Here is a 15394-nt window from a genome sequence, read left to right as displayed (position 1 = left end):
CGCTGGCGCGATCTTCCGCGATGACTCGGCGGGTGCGCCGGCGACCTCGCGACGCGAGCGCATCGTGACGTGCAGAAGCCTCGTCCCCCGCGCAAGTCACAACGCGCGGCCTCTCATGCTCCCGGTGCGATGAATCGGTCGATCGACGCGAGCCCCGGCGGCGGGTTGGCAGCGAACTCGCGGCGGAGGATCTCCGGGTTCGTGAAGAGCTTGAAGTCGTGGATCCACAGCGAATGCTCGCGGTCGAGCTCGTGCCGTGGCGGCTCGACCGCGAGGCCGAGCGCGGCGTCGATGTCCCGCAGGCAACGCTCGAGGCGGGGACCATTGAGATCGGCGAGCTCGACCTGCCATTCGAAGCCGAAGCTGCGGTCGAGCGCGATCGGGGTCCACAGGCTCTTTCGCGTGACCAGGGAGTACGCGCGGTCGTGCAGGCGGAGGTCTTGCAGGGAGAGCAGGCCGTCCTGCCGCACGCGAGTGCCGTCCGGGCGCTCGACCAGGCCGTGGCCCGCGATCTCGTCGAGGTGAGGGCCGAGTTCGCCGGCGTGCAGCAGGGCAGAGAGCCGGGCGATGACTTCCTCGGCAGAGTCGACCTCGAGCGCGATCCGCCGCCCGCGATCCTGGACATGGGACGGGATCAGGAGCTCGTGTCGCGTCGTGATCGCCAGGATCGCCAGCAAATCGCCGAACAGCGGCGGCGGCGGCTCGGTGGGCCGAGCCGGGTCGGCCGCGAAGCGCCAGCCCGGCGAAGAGAAGCTGTCCGGATAGGGTTCAAGTCCGGCATCAACGGTGAGATCGACGGACATGGCGCGGGTGATGGTAATCCAGGCTCCGGGCCCTCGTGGCGCACGCACCTCAGCGGCCCACGACCGCGACCTCGACCTGCTGTCGCGCGCCTTTGGCCGCCACGCGCACCGGGACGCAGGTCGCCGGCGCGGCCGCGATCGTCGCCACGGAGTCGCCGTACTTCGTCGCCACGCCGCACAGCGTGTAGCTGCCCGGCGGCACGTCCGCCAGCTCGATCGCGGTCTTCTCCGCGAGGTGCGCGCTATCCTCCCGCGCACGCTCGCGGTCGAGCGCCGCCATCGCCCGATCGAGATCTCCGCTCGTCGCGGCGGCGAAGGTCCCCTTGACGAGCACGACCGACACGACGTCGGCCGCGCCCGCGGCGAGCTTCGGCGTAATCACGAGAGTCGGCCCCGCAGGAATGTCGAGATCGAGCTTCCTCTCCCGGTCCGCGGCGAGCTTCGCCTGCTTCGCCCGCGCCGGGTGCGTGACCGAGTGCATGCCGTCTCGGTAGAGCTGTGCGGTGATGCTATATGTCCCTCCGGCCAGGCGCGTGAATCGATAGCGCCCCTCGTTGTCGGTGACGGTCGTGAACATCACCGCGGATCCCGCCCCCACGGGCTGCGCGGTGACGTCTGCGCGGGCGGGCTTGCCCGCGTACGTCACTCGCCCCGCCAGCGCGCCGGTCGGACCCAGGCGGAGCTCGCTCGTCAGGTCGTCGTTCCCCTCCGCGAGCCGCACCGCCTGCGAGCGCCCGAGCTGCGGCGCATCGGCGGCCACGTACAACGTGCCGCGCCCCAGGGCCGTCAGCGTGAAGCCGCCGTCTGCCCCGCTCGTGGCCGTGCGCACGACGATGTCGAGGTACGCCGCCTCGTCGCCCCACAGGTCGTGGTCGGCATAGACCTGGACCCCCGCGGCCGGGGTCCCGTCGGCTGTCAGGACCCGCCCGCGCAACGTCCGTCCGCGGTCGGGGACGAGGGCGCCGAGGTCACGGGTCTCGCCCGCCTCCACGGTGAACGGCGCGACGTCGAGGTCGACGAATTCGTCGCCGGCGAAGGTCATGCCATAGATGCCCGGCGGAAGCCCCGCGAACACGAATTCCGCGGCGCCCGCGGCCGCCCGGAACTCTTTATATTGAGAGTCGCATTCGTCCAGGGTCCGCCATCCTGGTCGCGCCCGCGAGGCCGATGCCGTGAACGCCGCCGGCGCCGTCCCGTCGGCGAACTCGACCTTGCCGCGGATCGTCCCAGTGTTTGGAGCCGCGGGGCAACGGTCGCTCTCGGGGGGCTTCGTCTCCTTCGGCGGCGCGGCCACGGGCGGCGTCGTCGCGAGCACGGCGGGCTCGGGTTCCGGGGGCGCAGAGACTGCCTGTCCCCGCGTATCCTTCGCCCCGCAGGACCCGACCGCGACGAGCAGGACGAGCGCGAGTCGAGGGCCGGCGATCGCGTTGTTTGGCGCTGGCATGTCCATGGAGTTCGCAAGCATATCGCGGGCCGGCGAGCTTGTCGGGGTCGGCTTCGCCGGCGACGAGGCCGTGGCGCTTGATATCGACCCTGCATGCCGGTACCTTCTGCGCGTGCCCGGGGCCCCTCACGCGGATCCTTCTCGCCGACGATGAATAATCGCGATCCAGGACGAGGGAGCTTCGTGACGGACTCTGAATCCCCTGCCACCGTCCCCACGCCCGGTGAGGTCTTCGCGTTCCCGCTCGAGCGGAGCCACCGCTACGGAGCGTGCCAGGTCGTCGCGGTCGACGAGAGCGAGGGACAGGCGACGGTCGCGGTGCTCGCGTGGACCGGCACTGCGGTGCCCGACGTCGCCGCCCTGGCCGGCGTGCCGCGGATGGTGCGGAACTTCATGTTCTGGCAGCCGGAGGAGCTCCTGAAGAAGGTGCCCCTCTCGGCGCCCGCGTCGTATCGGCGGATCGGCACGCTCCCCGTGACCGGCGAGACCGTCTCGCGCTCCTACGATTCCTGGGACTTCGGCCGCGACGTCGAGCGGCAGGCCCGCTGGGACTCGATCCCGAGCGAAATCACCGCGGCCTTCAAGGCGGTGCTCGACAGCGAGGACACGGCGACGACCCCGGGCCTCCACGACCGCAGCGGCGGCCCATACGAGGCGCGTCTGGGCGCGGCTCGCAGCTTCAGCGACGACGCCGGGTACCGGATCGGCGAGGACTTCCGGATGGAATCCCTGCGGGCCTGGCCGGCGCTCTACCAGGTCACGCTCCATTCGTGGCGGGACGACCTCCTGCCGTTCCTGGAATCCTCCCCTCTGGTCAAACAGCTGACCCTCACCGGCCACGGCCGACGCGAGCTCGACTTCTCGCGCACGAGCCTCGATCGGCTCTCTCTGGACATCACCGGGCTCGAGCGTCTCGTGCTCCCCGAGAGCCTGGACCTCCTGATCTTGCACGGCGCGGGCGCGGTCCATCGGTTCGATTCGCTGGACGGCCTGCTCGACGAGCTGAGCGGCGAGGCGCCCGCAGGGCAGCCGATGCTGCAGGTCGTCGCCGAGCAGGCGGGCCGCTGGATCACGGTGCACGGCACCGGGGGCGTGCCGCCGGTGTGCGGACTCGACCGCGTGCAGGGCCTGCGGATCGGCGCCATCGAAGACCTCGACCTCGCCGACGTCTCCGAGTGCTTCCCGAACGTCTCCTGGCTGCATCTGTTCGGCGCGCCGGGTCTGCTCTCCGCGCTCTCCGAGCTGCGGGCGCTGGTGAAGCTGGAGACCCTGTGGATCTGCGATCTGTTCGGCTACGCGCCCGACGACTTCCCGACCCCGGACCAACTCCCGGCCCTCCGGAGCCTCGACCTCGACAGCGTCCCCGCCGACGTCGCCGCCCGCGTGCGCGCCCTGTACAAGAAGGCTCCGGGCGTCGCGTTGACCGTGCGCAAGCCCCGTAAACCGGAGTGGCTGGCCGAGAACCTCGAGAACCCGCTGCGCCGCTGGGACGGCCGCGAGGGCATCCCCGACGCAGTCTCGAAGAAGGCGAGCGCCGCGTTCATCGCGGCGCTGCGCCGCGTTCGCGAGGCCGACGGATCGCGCACCGACGAGGCGGGCTACACGGAGAGCGTGACCGCGGCGGTCCTCGAATTCCTCGACGTCATCGCCGGCCTCGACCGCAAGCGCCGGTTTCTATACACCCTGGAACGCGACGAGGTGATCGACGCCGTCAACGCGCTCACCGCGGGCCTCTCGTCCGAGGCGAGCCACGCCCTCGAACCGCGCGTCGAGGCAGCGCTGGATGACTGAGCCTCGCTGACAGGGAACGCGGCCGGCGACAGCGACGCGCGAGCGCGGAGGCGAACCGCGACGCACGACGGCGCGAGCGCGGGTCACCGTCGCGCGCGACTGTTCTGCATGGCGAACGCGATCCCTGTCTGCAGGGTCCCGCGCGTCACGAGCTCGTCGAGGTTGGAGCCGAGGGCGACCAGGTTCTGTGCGATCCCGGGACGGATCCCCGTCAGCACCACCTGCGCGCCCAGCAGCCTCACCGCCTGCGCGGCCTGAATGAGCCCCTGCGTGCCCTCGGCGTCGATCTCGGGGACGCCCGTGATGTCGAGGATGGCGGTAGTCACTCGCAGCCGCCTCACCTCGTCGAGGAGCACGCCCAGCGCCTGCTGCATGCGGGCCTGGTCCAGCTGGCCGATGAACGGCATGACGATGACGTCGTCGCTGATCGGGATCACCGGCGCGGACAACCTCGCCAGCAGCTCTCGCTGCGCCTGGATCGTCTCCTCCTTGCTCAGGCGCAGCGCCTCCTCGGTCCGCTTGCGGTCCGTGATGTCGACGAGCGACACGAGGCACCGCTCCCACGTCTGCTCGCAGTCCGCGCTGACGACGACGCGGAACATGACGTTCCTGTCCTCGCCGAGGAGCGTACGGACCACCGTCTCTTCCTCGTACGACATCGCCCCGCAGCCGAGGGCGACGAGCTCGCGCCGGAACGTGTCGAGCGTGTTCTCGTTGAACACGACGGACAGCGCCCTGAGCAGCTGATCCTTGTCCTGGGCCTGGCAGAGCTCGAGCGTGGCCCGGTTGACGTCGAGGATCCGCACCAGCCCCACGCACGCGATGACGTCGTCGACGTGTTGTCGGAGGTGCGCGTCGAGATCGGCGCCGGTGGCGAGGATCCGGTCGAGGTACTGCTTGACCGCGGACCAGTCCTCCTCCCACAGCGAGATCGGAGAGCTCTCGAAGATGTTGCGGTAACGAGCCTCGCTGCGCTCGAGCTCCGTCACGCGCTGACGCAGCTGGGTGAGCTCATGGTCCGAATTCATCGAAGTCTCCTGCAGCCCGGCGAGCAGGTGCTGGCGCCGAGGATGCCACGACGGCGTGCTCTAGGGCGAGCGGCCTCGTCGGCGGCTTCGTCGCCGCGTCCGCGCTCGACGCGAGGCGCGCGGCCCGCTACGCATGCCGATGTCGATGCCGACAATTGCCTCGTCCGTCGTGCGCCCTGGCGCGCCGCCGCCGAGCTTCCACATGCTCCGATAATTGGGCGTATATGCGAGTCATCCTCACCTCTGAGCTCGCATCATCACGATATCGTCGTCGGTGGCCGTTACCGCGCCCGCGCGCCTTTGCGTCTCGCCCGCGTGCTGCGGTGGCGACGCGGATCCGTTGCTCGTCGCAATTGCACGTTATTTATTCTTCATGAACGGCGCTGGCAGGGAGCTCGGGATGTTGATTGCTTTCTCCGATCCAGGGATTGCACGGTCCGAGTTCTCGACCAGCTCCCGCACCTGCTCGCGTTCGACTTCCCGTCGGCGATCGTCGCGCCCGCAGCTACGTCCATATCGTCACCGACTCGGGCGACGAGCTGACCGACACCCCTGCGGGGTCTCACGTCACGAACGAACCGCGACGACTGACGGCGCGAGCGCCGGTCAGCGTCGAATCGCTCAGGCGAAGTGCTCCATCGGCAAGTCCGCGATCCGCTCGGTCCACGGGTGCTGCCGCTCGTCATACACCGAGACCCGCGGCGGCGGGAACGAGGGATCGGCGAACGCGCCGACGGCGACGGCCACGCGATCCGGCAGCGCCTCGGGCTGCCAGTAGACCGTGGCCCCGCACTGCGGGCAGAAGTGAAACACAGCGGTGGTGCCGCCGTCGCCCGTGCGCCGGTAGCGGGTCGCCTCGCCGGCGATGGTCACCTGCGCGAGCGGGAACCACGCCTGCACGCCGAACACGCTGCCGGTCCGTCGCTGGCACTCGAGGCAGTGGCACATCGACAGCCGCACGGGCTCACCCTCGCAGGTGAGGTGCAGCTGTCCACAGTTACAGGCGGCGCGGCGGGTCGTCATGGCCGCCATGGTAGCCGCGGTCGCGTGCAGTGAACCACGCCGACCTCGGGAAAGCGGCGCGTCACCGGCGGCGCCGGCGACTGGCTCCGTGAGCACCGGGCAGTGGCACGGCGCGCCGCACATCGCCGTGGACGGGCGCTTGGCCGCGTCCGCACAAGCTGCCATGCTGCCCCTGGGAACCCGGAGCGGCCAGCGGTACGCGCATGCTCGACTTGAACGACGTCCACTTCTTCGTGCAGGTCGTCGATCGCGGCGGCTTCAGCGCGGCCGCCCGCGCGTTGCTGGTGCCCACGTCGACCTTGAGCCACCGCATCCAGCAACTCGAGGCCGCGCTGGGCGTCGCCCTGCTGGCGCGCACGTCTCGCAAGGTCACCGCCACCGACGCTGGTCGGGAGTTCTACCGCCACGCCGTCCAGATGCTGGAGAAGGCCACGGAGGCCGAGATGGCGATGAAGCAGCGGCTCACCGAGCCCGTCGGGCCCGTGCGCTACACGGCGGCCCAGGCCATCGCGCAGGTGGCCTTGCCCGGTATGGTGAACACCTTCCTGCACAAGTACCCGAAGGTGAACCTCATCCAGCACGTGACGGACGAGCAGGTCGACATCATCGCCGAGGGCTACGACCTCGCCATTCGTGGCCATTCCGGGCCGCTCCCCGACTCGTCGCTGATCCAGCGGCCGCTGGCGAGGGTGCCCTGGTACCTCTACGCGTCGCCGGCCTTCCTGGCGCAGCAGGGCACGCCCGCGTCGCCCGGCGAGCTGGCGCCGTACTCCAGCCTGTTCATGATGCGCGAGAGCGTGGTGCCGTCTTGGCACCTCCGCCACGAATTCTCCGAGGACGAGTTCGTCCTGCCGTTGACGCCGCGGGTGCACGCGGGCTGCATGGTCTCTTTGAAGAGCAACGCGAGGGCGGGCCTCGGCATCGTCGCGCTGCCCGGCTACGTCTGCCGCGACGAGGTGCAGCGCGGCGAGCTGGTGCGCGTGTTGCCCGACTGGCTCGCGGACGAGTCCACCATCTCGGCGCTGATGCCGGGCCGTCGCGGCATGAGCGCCGGGCTGCGTGCGTTCATCGACCACCTCGCCGAGGGCTTCCCCGCGGCCGTCGCCGTCGACTGAGCCGGCATCTTCCAAACGGTTGTAAGCAGCGTCCAGCGGCGGGGGCTCGTTCCGCGGCGCTGCCTGGCCGATGTTCGGGCTCCCCAACCGAGGAAGCGACGACCATGGCCAACACCCGCACCCGCATGACCCGAGACAACACCGCAGTGCTGCTGATCGACCACCAGGTCGGCCTGTTCACCGGGGTCCGTGACATCGGCGTCGGCGAACTGAAGCACAACGTCGTCGGCCTGGCGAAGGCCGCGAAGGCCCTCGGCCTGCCCGTCATCGCGGTGACGACCGCCCGCGACAGCATGTGGGGCCCGACGATCCCCGAGCTGCGCGCGGCCCTCGGCGACGCCGACATCCTCGACCGTTCGACCGTGAACGCGTGGGACGAGCCGCGCTTCGTCGAGAAGGTGAAGGCCGCCGGCCGCGATCACCTGATCATCGCCGGCCTGAGCTTCGAGGTGTGCGCCTCGCTGCCGGCCATCTCGGCGCGCGACGAGGGCTACCAGCCGGTGGTGGCGCTGGACGCCTGCGGCACGTTCAGCAGCTACAAGCACGAGGCCGGGCTCGCGCGACTCACCGCGCTGGGCATCGAGGTCTCCGACTACGCCACGCTGATGGTCGAGATCATGGGCGACAACGCCGACCCGAAGGCCGGCGAGGTCTATGCGGCGCTGGACATGCCGTTCGCCACGCTCATGAGCCAGGTGGCCGCAGGGCTCGGGCGATGAACGCCGCGCCCGACGTCCTCGTCGTCGGCGGTGGTTCCGCGGGGGCCGTCCTCGCCAACCGCCTCAGCGCCGACCCGACACGCACGGTGCTGCTGCTCGAGGCCGGCAACGCCTACCGGCCCAACCAGTTCCCGGCGGTGATCTACAACGCCGACCACGCGGGCGGCGACAAGGAACACGACTGGGGCTACGTCGCGGAGACCGGCGCGGGCGGGCGCACCATCCCGGCGCTGCGGGCCCGGGCGCTCGGCGGCTGCTCCGGCGTGAACGCGGCCGTGGCCATACGCGCGCGGCCGGCGGACTTCGCCAAGTGGACCGCACGCGGCCTGAAGGGCTGGACGTTCGACGACGTGCTCGGCGCGTTCAAGTCGATCGAGAACACACCCGACGGCGACGATCACTACCGCGGCCGTCACGGCCCTCTGCCGGTGCGCCAGCGCCGACGCGACGAACTCACGCCGGCGCTGGGCGCGTTCGTCGACGGCGCCGTCGAGTGTGGCTTCGCCCGCGTGGCGGACTTCAACGGCGAGGACCAGGAGGGCGTCTCCCCGTACCCGCTGAACGTCCTCTCGGGCCGCCGGATCAACACGGGCATCGCCTTCCTCGACGACGGCGTGCGCGCCCGCCCCAACCTCACCATCCAGGGCGGCATCGAGATCGACAGGGTTATCGTCGAGGGCGGCCGCGCCGTGGGCGTGCTGGACGTCGACGGTCATGCCCATCGCGCCGGCACTGTGATCCTGTCCGCCGGCGCGTTCGGCAGCCCCGCCATCCTGATGCGCTCCGGCATCGGCCCCGCCGCGCAGCTCGACGACCTGGGCATTCCGGTGCTCGCGGACCTGCCGGTGGGCGAGCGCCTGCAGGAGCATCCGTTCTACTACAACATCTACGCGCTGAAGCCCGGCGCGAACAACATGTTCCCGGCCGCGGGCGCGATCCTGTGGGCGGCCTCGTCGGAGGCGACGCCGGGCGACCTCGACCTGCACGTCTCGGCCACGCACCTGTTCGACCCCGCGCAATCGCCGACGGGCGGCGCGCTGGTGCTGGCGGTGTCGGTCACTCAGCCGGAGTCGGTCGGCCACGTGCGGCTGGTCGACAGGAACCCCCGCACCGCGCCGCGCATCCGTTACAACTTCCTGAGCACCGCACGCGATCGCCGACGGATGCTGGAGGGCGTTCGCATCGCGCGGGCCATCGGCCGGTCGAAGGCGTTCTCGGCCACAGTCGCCGAGGAGATGACCCCGGGCCCAGCCGTCGCCGACGCCGACCTCGAGCCCGTGATCCTCCGCCAGCTCGACGCCTACGCCCATCCCACCTCGACCGTCCCGATGGGTGACGACGGCGTGGTGGACAGCGAAGGCCGCGTCCACGGCGTGCGAGGCCTGATGGTGGTCGACGCCTCGATCATGCCGGGCATCCCCAGTGCACCCACCAACCTGACCACGATGATGATCGCCGAGCACATCGCCCGGCGCATCTTCGCCGCCCAGTGAGGTCCCCATGCTGGAAGAATCGACGCTCCCCACCGAGGTGGTCCCGCTCTCGCGCCGCGACCGTGACGCGATGCCGGGCCTCCACGACATGTTCAGCCGCTTCTGGTCCTCGCCGCTGGCGAAAGCGTCGCCTCGCCTGAGCTACGACGCCTTCCTGGCGATGACGCCGCCGGCGCCGGGCGTGGCGCTGCATCCGTCCTCCGACCCGTGGTTGCCCGGCTGGATCTGCGCGCCCGAGCGCCCCGTGGATGAGCAAGTGCTGCTGTACCTGCACGGCGGCGCTTACGTCCTCGGCACCGCGCCGGCGTACCGCGGCTTCGTCAGCCAGGTCGCGTCGCGGGCCCGGCGTACCACCTTCATCCTCGAATATCCGCTGGCGCCCGAGACGGCGCTGCCGACGGCCATCGAGCTGGCGGCCGCAGCCGTCGACCACCTCGCGCTCCGCTTCCGCAAGGTCGGCGTGGTGGGTGATTCGGCCGGCGGCGGCCTGACCCTCGCGACCCTGGCGAGGACGAGCCACGCGACGGCCGCGGTGGTGTTCTCCCCGTGGACCGATCTGACCTTCAGCGGCGCCAGCATGCGCGCCCGCGCCGCGCGGGAGCGGCTGCTGACCGAGGAGATGTTGCGCGACGCGGCGAGGGGCTATGTCGGCTCGACCTCGGCGCACGACCCTCGCGCCACGCCGCTGCTCGGCATCCCGGCTCACTTGCCGCCGCTGCTGATCCAGGTCGGCTCGGAGGAGATCCTGTACGACGACGCGGTCGGCTACGCGCAGAGAGCCCGCGCCGCAGGCCACGACGTCACGCTGCAGGAGTGGAGCGGCATGCACCACGTGTTCCAGCTCAACGTGGAACAGCTGGAAGCGGCCCGGCATGCCCTCGACGCCGCGGCGGCGTTCATCGACAAGCACATGGAGCGCTAGCGAAGGTCCGCCCGCGAATCACTCGCGCCGCGGCCCAGTCGCCGGCGAAGCAGGGCATCGGGCTCGCGGCGGACGCTCAGAACGCGCCGTGGAGGCCGACCAGGGCGCCGGTCGCGGTCGGGGCCGCGAACGCTCGCACGCGCCGCAGGTTGGCGCCGTGGGCGGCGATCATCAGCGCGTCGAAGGCGAGCAAGAAGCCGCCCTGCACGAGGATCGAGGCGCCGTAGCCGACGAGGCGCGGGCGGTCGTGGACGCGCCCGAGCTCGAGCGTGGTGGCGCCGGCCATCAGGTAGAGGACGTCGAGCGCGACGTTGATCGAGTAGACGGCCTGGGTCTTTCGCACCTGCTCGCGCTGGGCGGCGAGCGACAGGCCGCGCTCGCGCACGCGGTCGCGGCGGGCGTTGTGCAGGCCGATCGCGCCGATGGTCAGGTTGACCGTGTTCCACAGCGCGTTCATCTGGTGGAAGTACTTGACCTCGCCGGCGCTGGTGAAGTTGCCGGCGACGCCGGAGACGATGTTGACGACGGCCCAGCCGGTGACGAGGCCCATGCCGGCGAGCTGGGTGCGCACGCGCTGCTCGTGGAACTGCACGCGCGCGGCCTCCTCGGGCCCCGGCGGGGCGGCGAGGCAGACGAGCAGCGCGAGGATCGGCACGGCCGCCACGGTAGCGCGACGACGGCGTGTGGCAATGTACCGCCGGCGAGTGGATCGTGGCGCTCTGCGAACTCGGGCGCGACGACGAGGACTTCGGGAACACCCTCGACGTCGCCTTCGCGTGGGAGGACGGCCATGCGGTGATGATCACTCCCTACCGCGGCGCCGCGACGCGTATCCCCGCGGTCTCGGGCATCCCCTGGCCCGAGAAACTCGAGGCGTCACGGCGCTGGTACGGCGAGTAAGACGGCGGACCCGCGCGCCTGCGCATATACCAGAAGCGGGCCGAGATCGGCCCGCTTCCATGTCGGGGGTGGTGCGATGGCGGATCTGCCGTTCGCTTCGAACCAGCCAGGACGCACGCGCGGCAGCCCCCGAAAAGGCACCCGGGACAGAACATCGACGTCACGGACCGTGCTATCGGCGAGGCATGAAAGCCTTTCCCTCTCTCGTCGAACAGATCGCCGACTGGGTCATGAACGGGCGCTGCACCGTGAGCGACCTCGAATTCTACGAGCGATACAACCAGGAGTACCGGCCCTCGGACTGGATGCGAAAGCCCATCGCCGACGAGGAGTTCTTCACCTTCGTGCAAGACGGCGCCGGCGGTCAGTATGCGCTGCACCTGGTGGGCGAGGTCGAAGTCGACCACGCCCCCGTCGTCAAGCTCGGCCGCGACGGCGAGGTGGCGGTGCTCGGTCGCGACCTGATCGACTTCGCCTGGCTCATCGCCTGTGGCGTCGAGCCGATCGGCGTCGGCGACAACGGTGAATTGCGCGGCTCCTTCGAGGCCTCGGCGCCGATGCAGGCGTGGGTGCGCACCCTCGATGCGAGCCGCACCTTCGGTACCGCCAAGGAGACCCTGCAGGCCGCAGCCGCCGCGCACCCCGGTCTCGTGCAGCACATCCGTACCATGGCCGAGACCTGAGCCGCACCGCATCGACAGCGGCGGACTTCAATCGCTTCGGCGGGGCGATGCCACGAAGCATCCCCCGCCTCTGAACGCTTCTCGTGGCGAAGACGCCAGCGACGTCAGGTCGGCGACTTCGCGCGATCGGCGTTGGCGGCGAAGACCGCAGCGGCGTAGGCGGCGAGGCCGGGGCTCGACTTGTCGAGATGGGCGGTGAAGCGCGGGTCGTCGACGTAGAGCTGGCCGAGGCCGCGGTGGAGCGCGGGCGGGCAGGGGTAGAACCAGCGGTCGATGTGCTGGCGATGGGCCTCGGCGGCGGCCATCGCCTCGGGGGAGTCAGGCGCGGCGCCGGAGGTCATGAGGGCGGCGAGGCGCTCGAAGATCGCGGCGGCCTCGTCCTTGATCTGCTGCCAGTCGTTCCGGGTGTACCGCGCGGTGCGGCGCTTCGACTCCCGGAACGCCTCGGTGTCGCCCCAACGCTGCTCGACCTCCGCCTCGTGCTCGGTGTGGTCGAAGCCGTCGAACATCTGCTTCATCTCTTCGGGTGTCATGGGTCGTTCGCTTTCGAGGCGCGCGAGGGCGGCGTCGACCGCCGCGAGCAGGCCCTGCAGCTGGACTGCCTTCTCGCTCAGCAGCTGTCGTTGCATGCGCAGCGACGCGCCGAGGTCGAACTCCGGGTCGCGCATGATCTTGCAGATCTCCTGCAACGGAAACTCGAGCGCCCGGAAGAACAACACCTGCTGCAGGCGAGACAGGTCCGCTTCGCTGTAGAGCCGGTAGCCGGCGCTGCTGCGACCCGAGGGGCGCAGCAGGCCGAGCTCGTCGTAGTGGTGCAGCGTGCGGACGCTGACCCCGGCGATGCTCGCGACCTGCTTGACGGTGAGTGCCATGAAATTGCCTCGCGCCTCGCGGTCAGGGATAGGGCCTCACGTCGCGTGAGGGTCAAGCGCGACCTGCAGGCGAGCGAGCTCGTCGAGGAGGTCGACCTGGGCCGGGTTGATCCTGGTGCGCGCGGCGGCGAGCGAGAAGAAGGCCGCGCGGTCGACCTCGGGGAAGCTCTGGCGCTTGCCGGAGCGCGGCGGCCACTCGATCTCGAAGGTGTTGCTGCGCAACGCGGCGGGGTCGAAGTCGCCGCGGCAGGCCCAGGCGTGGACGACCTTGCCGGCTCGCTGGCGGATGGGCGAGAGGGCGTGGAAGGGGCCGGCGAGCTCGACGCCGGTCTCCTCGGCGAACTCGCGGCGGGCCGCCGCCAGCGGATCCTCGTCGGCGGCGAACTCGCCCTTGGGGATCGTCCACGCCCCGGCGTCCTTGCGCGCCCACAGCGGACCGCCAGGGTGGACGAGCAGGACCTCGAGGTCGTGGCCGTGGCCGCGGAAGAGCAGGACGCCGGCGCTCTGCTTGGGCATGCCGAGAGTGTAGCCGGGTCGGACGGCGGACGGCGACGGGCGCGGCGCGGGTCGCTGCCGTTCGCTCGCCGGGTCGGCGCGAGCGACCCTCGAGCCGCGCTCGCCAGGCACCGAGCTCGGCGGCGGCCGGATGTGCCAATGAACATGTTTGAAAGGGCATGTAAAGAAGGGCATGTCCAAAAGGTCATGCTAGAGCGACAGGGCGCGACTCGGCGAGGCCTTGCCGTGTTCATGGTCGCCGGGTGACTGGCGAAGGGGCGCGCCGGGCGACCACGCCTCTCGGCCCGCACCGACATGAAGTTCTTTGGGCTCGAGTGCCTCGTCGGAGAGCGCGCGGATCTCCTGTCGCGTGCGCCCGCGTGGCTGGCAATCGTGCCGCTGGTGGCCTCGCAGGGGCTCGCAGCGGGTGTGGCGAGCGCGCTCCGGCGCAGGTCGGAGGCGGCGAGGCGCGCGGGCTCGTCGAGGCGCGCGATCGATCGGGCGGTTTGCTCCGCGGTCCTCGGCCCCGCGCGTCGGCCCCTCGACATAGACTGGGCCGGTGGACGCTCCCGGCCCGTTCTTCTTTCTCGTCCGCGACGGGGTCGTGCCGCTCGAACTGCTGGCTCCGCTGCTCGAGCGACTGCCGGCGGAGAAGTACGTGCGGACGAGCGTCCGCGACGGCGAGGGGTTCGACTCGCAGCGCTGGCCGGTGGCCCGCGACGCGGCGCTCGCTCGTGTGCTGGCGCAGCGCTTTGACGAGCCGGAGATCGCCCGGGCCATCGTCGAGGTCGAGGCGGCGGCCGGGGACGCGCCGCGGTTGCGAGCGCTGATGCGGCGCGCGGGGGCGCGGTGGGCCGCGGCGGCCGGCGGTGAGCCGTCGATGTTCGTGCAGTGGTGGCGCGACGCGACCGCCGACGACCTGGCCGTGTTCTCCGAGCCGCCCTGGTCGTCGCGCGCGGCGTGGGTCGTGATGAACCTGTGCTCGGCCTACCATGCCGCCGCCGACGGTCTCTACGCGTTCCACGTGCACCGCGGGATCCCCGGCGCGGGCGCCGAGGCGGTGGTGCAGCTGGTCAAGCAAGCGCTCGCCGACGGCCTCGTCGACCTCGCCGGGCTCGTCGCCGCGGCGGAGGCGCTGGTGGCCGGCGGCGAGCCGCACTTCGCGGTCGCGCCGTCACCGGCGGTGCGTCCGGTGATCGCGGCGATCGCGGACGCGTGCGCCGAGGTTCGCCGCGCGACCGGGGCGAGCCGGTGCACGGTGATGAGCGAGGCGTTCGCGATCCCGTCGCCGCCGGACGGCGCCAAGTTCATGATCTCGGCCGGCCCGCGCGCGCTGCTGCTGCTCGACTTCACGAATGCGCCAGCCTGGACGTCGCGGGTGGCGAGCTTCCGCTCGCGGCCGCTGTTCACGCGGACGGGACGGTCGGCCCGCTTCGAGCTGGTGCTCGGCCCGGAGGTGCGCGAGGAGGACCGCGCTCCGGCAGCCGTCGCGGCGCTGTGCTTCTTCGTCGAGGTCACCCTCGATGCCCACATCGCCGCTCACCCCGAAGACGACGTGGTGTTTCCGAGCGTCGACGACGCGATGCTGGCTCGATTGTTCGGTTGAGGGCCGCCAGCTTTCGTCGCAGTAATCTAAATTGCACCGAAGTCCGGAATGCCCGGCAGTAATTCTCACGCACTTTCTGAATCTCATGCGAGCGTGCCCGGCCGTACTATGTTAGGCTCCCTCGGCTTCCATGCGTGTGGTGACCGGCTGGAGACTCGCGTTGGCGCTGCTGATCGCAGTCTCCACCGCGCTGTTGTTCGCCGCCGGTGCACGCATGCGGATCCTGGAAGGCGCGAGCGAAGAGGTCTGCTCGGTCGGGGAACACGATGTCCCCGTGGTCTCGCGCCAGCAAGAGTCGCTCGATCGCTCGGCCCGGCGGAACGAGACCGACCCGGTCTTGCCGCCGCGGTCGGCAGATTACGCGATTGACATGAGTGGTGCGTTCTCGGCCTGGCCCCTGCCGCCGCCGAGCCCGCAGCCTCGCATGTGGGGGAGGGCCACGCATCAAGCGCGCGGTCCGCCGGCTGGTCGGTGCTGAAGCGCCCTGAGGCGCAGGTATC

General features: G+C 70.8%; 16 protein-coding genes. 9 read left to right on the top strand and 7 right to left on the bottom strand.

Annotation, left to right across the window (positions count from 1 at the left end):
- Positions 1–113: 113 nt before the first annotated feature.
- Together O0S08_RS30645 and O0S08_RS30640 are read right to left on the bottom strand one after the other, a co-directional pair.
- Entirely contained in the window at positions 114–803 is a 690-nt protein-coding gene (locus O0S08_RS30645; RefSeq protein WP_269032895.1) for a hypothetical protein, read from the bottom strand.
- A gap of 49 nt (positions 804–852) precedes the next feature.
- Complete coding sequence (locus tag O0S08_RS30640) at positions 853–2253, bottom strand: carboxypeptidase-like regulatory domain-containing protein (protein ID WP_269032894.1); 1401 nt, start codon at positions 2251–2253, stop codon at positions 853–855.
- A 177-nt stretch (positions 2254–2430) separates the two neighbouring features.
- On the opposite strand from O0S08_RS30640, the gene O0S08_RS30635 reads away from it, so the two are divergent.
- Positions 2431–4038: a hypothetical protein gene (locus O0S08_RS30635; protein WP_269032893.1), complete on the top strand. Its 1608-nt coding sequence runs from the start codon at positions 2431–2433 to the stop codon at positions 4036–4038.
- Between the two features lie 83 nt (positions 4039–4121).
- Here O0S08_RS30635 and O0S08_RS30630 read toward each other — a convergent pair whose 3' ends face one another.
- Together O0S08_RS30630 and O0S08_RS30625 are read right to left on the bottom strand one after the other, a co-directional pair.
- Entirely contained in the window at positions 4122–5066 is a 945-nt protein-coding gene (locus tag O0S08_RS30630; protein ID WP_269032892.1) for an STAS domain-containing protein, read from the bottom strand.
- Positions 5067–5687: 621 nt separating this feature from the next.
- Positions 5688–6089, bottom strand: coding sequence for a GFA family protein (locus O0S08_RS30625; protein WP_269032891.1), 402 nt, complete (start codon positions 6087–6089; stop codon positions 5688–5690).
- 203 nt (positions 6090–6292) lie between these two features.
- On the opposite strand from O0S08_RS30625, the gene O0S08_RS30620 reads away from it, so the two are divergent.
- The 4 genes from O0S08_RS30620 (at position 6293) to O0S08_RS30605 (ending at position 10338) form a co-directional block, all read left to right on the top strand.
- Entirely contained in the window at positions 6293–7204 is a 912-nt protein-coding gene (locus O0S08_RS30620) for a LysR substrate-binding domain-containing protein (protein ID WP_269032890.1), read from the top strand.
- 104 nt (positions 7205–7308) lie between these two features.
- Positions 7309–7923 carry an isochorismatase family protein gene (locus O0S08_RS30615; protein ID WP_269032889.1) on the top strand — a complete coding sequence of 205 codons (615 nt, stop codon included), beginning with the start codon at positions 7309–7311 and terminating at the stop codon, positions 7921–7923.
- On the top strand, positions 7920–9416 hold the full coding sequence (locus tag O0S08_RS30610) for a GMC family oxidoreductase (protein WP_269032888.1): 1497 nt from the start codon (positions 7920–7922) through the stop codon (positions 9414–9416). The genes O0S08_RS30615 and O0S08_RS30610 overlap by 4 nt, the downstream gene beginning before the upstream one ends.
- A gap of 7 nt (positions 9417–9423) precedes the next feature.
- Positions 9424–10338 carry an alpha/beta hydrolase gene (locus tag O0S08_RS30605; protein ID WP_269032887.1) on the top strand — a complete coding sequence of 305 codons (915 nt, stop codon included), beginning with the start codon at positions 9424–9426 and terminating at the stop codon, positions 10336–10338.
- A 76-nt stretch (positions 10339–10414) separates the two neighbouring features.
- Here O0S08_RS30605 and O0S08_RS30600 read toward each other — a convergent pair whose 3' ends face one another.
- On the bottom strand, positions 10415–10993 hold the full coding sequence (locus tag O0S08_RS30600; RefSeq protein ID WP_269032886.1) for a DUF6992 family protein: 579 nt from the start codon (positions 10991–10993) through the stop codon (positions 10415–10417).
- Between the two features lie 26 nt (positions 10994–11019).
- On the opposite strand from O0S08_RS30600, the gene O0S08_RS30595 reads away from it, so the two are divergent.
- Both O0S08_RS30595 and O0S08_RS30590 read left to right on the top strand, forming a co-directional pair.
- Positions 11020–11238: a hypothetical protein gene (locus O0S08_RS30595; protein WP_269032885.1), complete on the top strand. Its 219-nt coding sequence runs from the start codon at positions 11020–11022 to the stop codon at positions 11236–11238.
- Positions 11239–11423: 185 nt separating this feature from the next.
- Positions 11424–11921 carry a hypothetical protein gene (locus tag O0S08_RS30590; protein WP_269032884.1) on the top strand — a complete coding sequence of 166 codons (498 nt, stop codon included), beginning with the start codon at positions 11424–11426 and terminating at the stop codon, positions 11919–11921.
- 104 nt (positions 11922–12025) lie between these two features.
- On the opposite strand, the gene O0S08_RS30585 is transcribed toward O0S08_RS30590, so the two are convergent.
- The gene (locus O0S08_RS30585; protein WP_269032883.1) at positions 12026–12793 is read right to left on the bottom strand and encodes a MerR family transcriptional regulator; all 768 of its coding nucleotides are present in this window, start codon (positions 12791–12793) and stop codon (positions 12026–12028) included.
- A 36-nt stretch (positions 12794–12829) separates the two neighbouring features.
- On the bottom strand, positions 12830–13309 hold the full coding sequence (locus tag O0S08_RS30580; RefSeq protein ID WP_269032882.1) for an NUDIX hydrolase: 480 nt from the start codon (positions 13307–13309) through the stop codon (positions 12830–12832).
- A 538-nt stretch (positions 13310–13847) separates the two neighbouring features.
- On the opposite strand from O0S08_RS30580, the gene O0S08_RS30575 reads away from it, so the two are divergent.
- Both O0S08_RS30575 and O0S08_RS30570 read left to right on the top strand, forming a co-directional pair.
- The gene (locus O0S08_RS30575; RefSeq protein WP_269032881.1) at positions 13848–14894 is read left to right on the top strand and encodes a hypothetical protein; all 1047 of its coding nucleotides are present in this window, start codon (positions 13848–13850) and stop codon (positions 14892–14894) included.
- Positions 14895–15054: 160 nt separating this feature from the next.
- On the top strand, positions 15055–15372 hold the full coding sequence (locus tag O0S08_RS30570) for a hypothetical protein (protein WP_269032880.1): 318 nt from the start codon (positions 15055–15057) through the stop codon (positions 15370–15372).
- Positions 15373–15394: the final 22 nt, after the last annotated feature.

The sequence above is a fragment of the Nannocystis punicea genome (assembly GCF_026965555.1).
GTDB classification, from domain to species: domain Bacteria; phylum Myxococcota_A; class Polyangia; order Nannocystales; family Nannocystaceae; genus Nannocystis; species Nannocystis punicea.
Note: the sequence above shows the minus strand (reverse complement) of the source record. Positions and strands in the feature narration are given on the sequence as shown.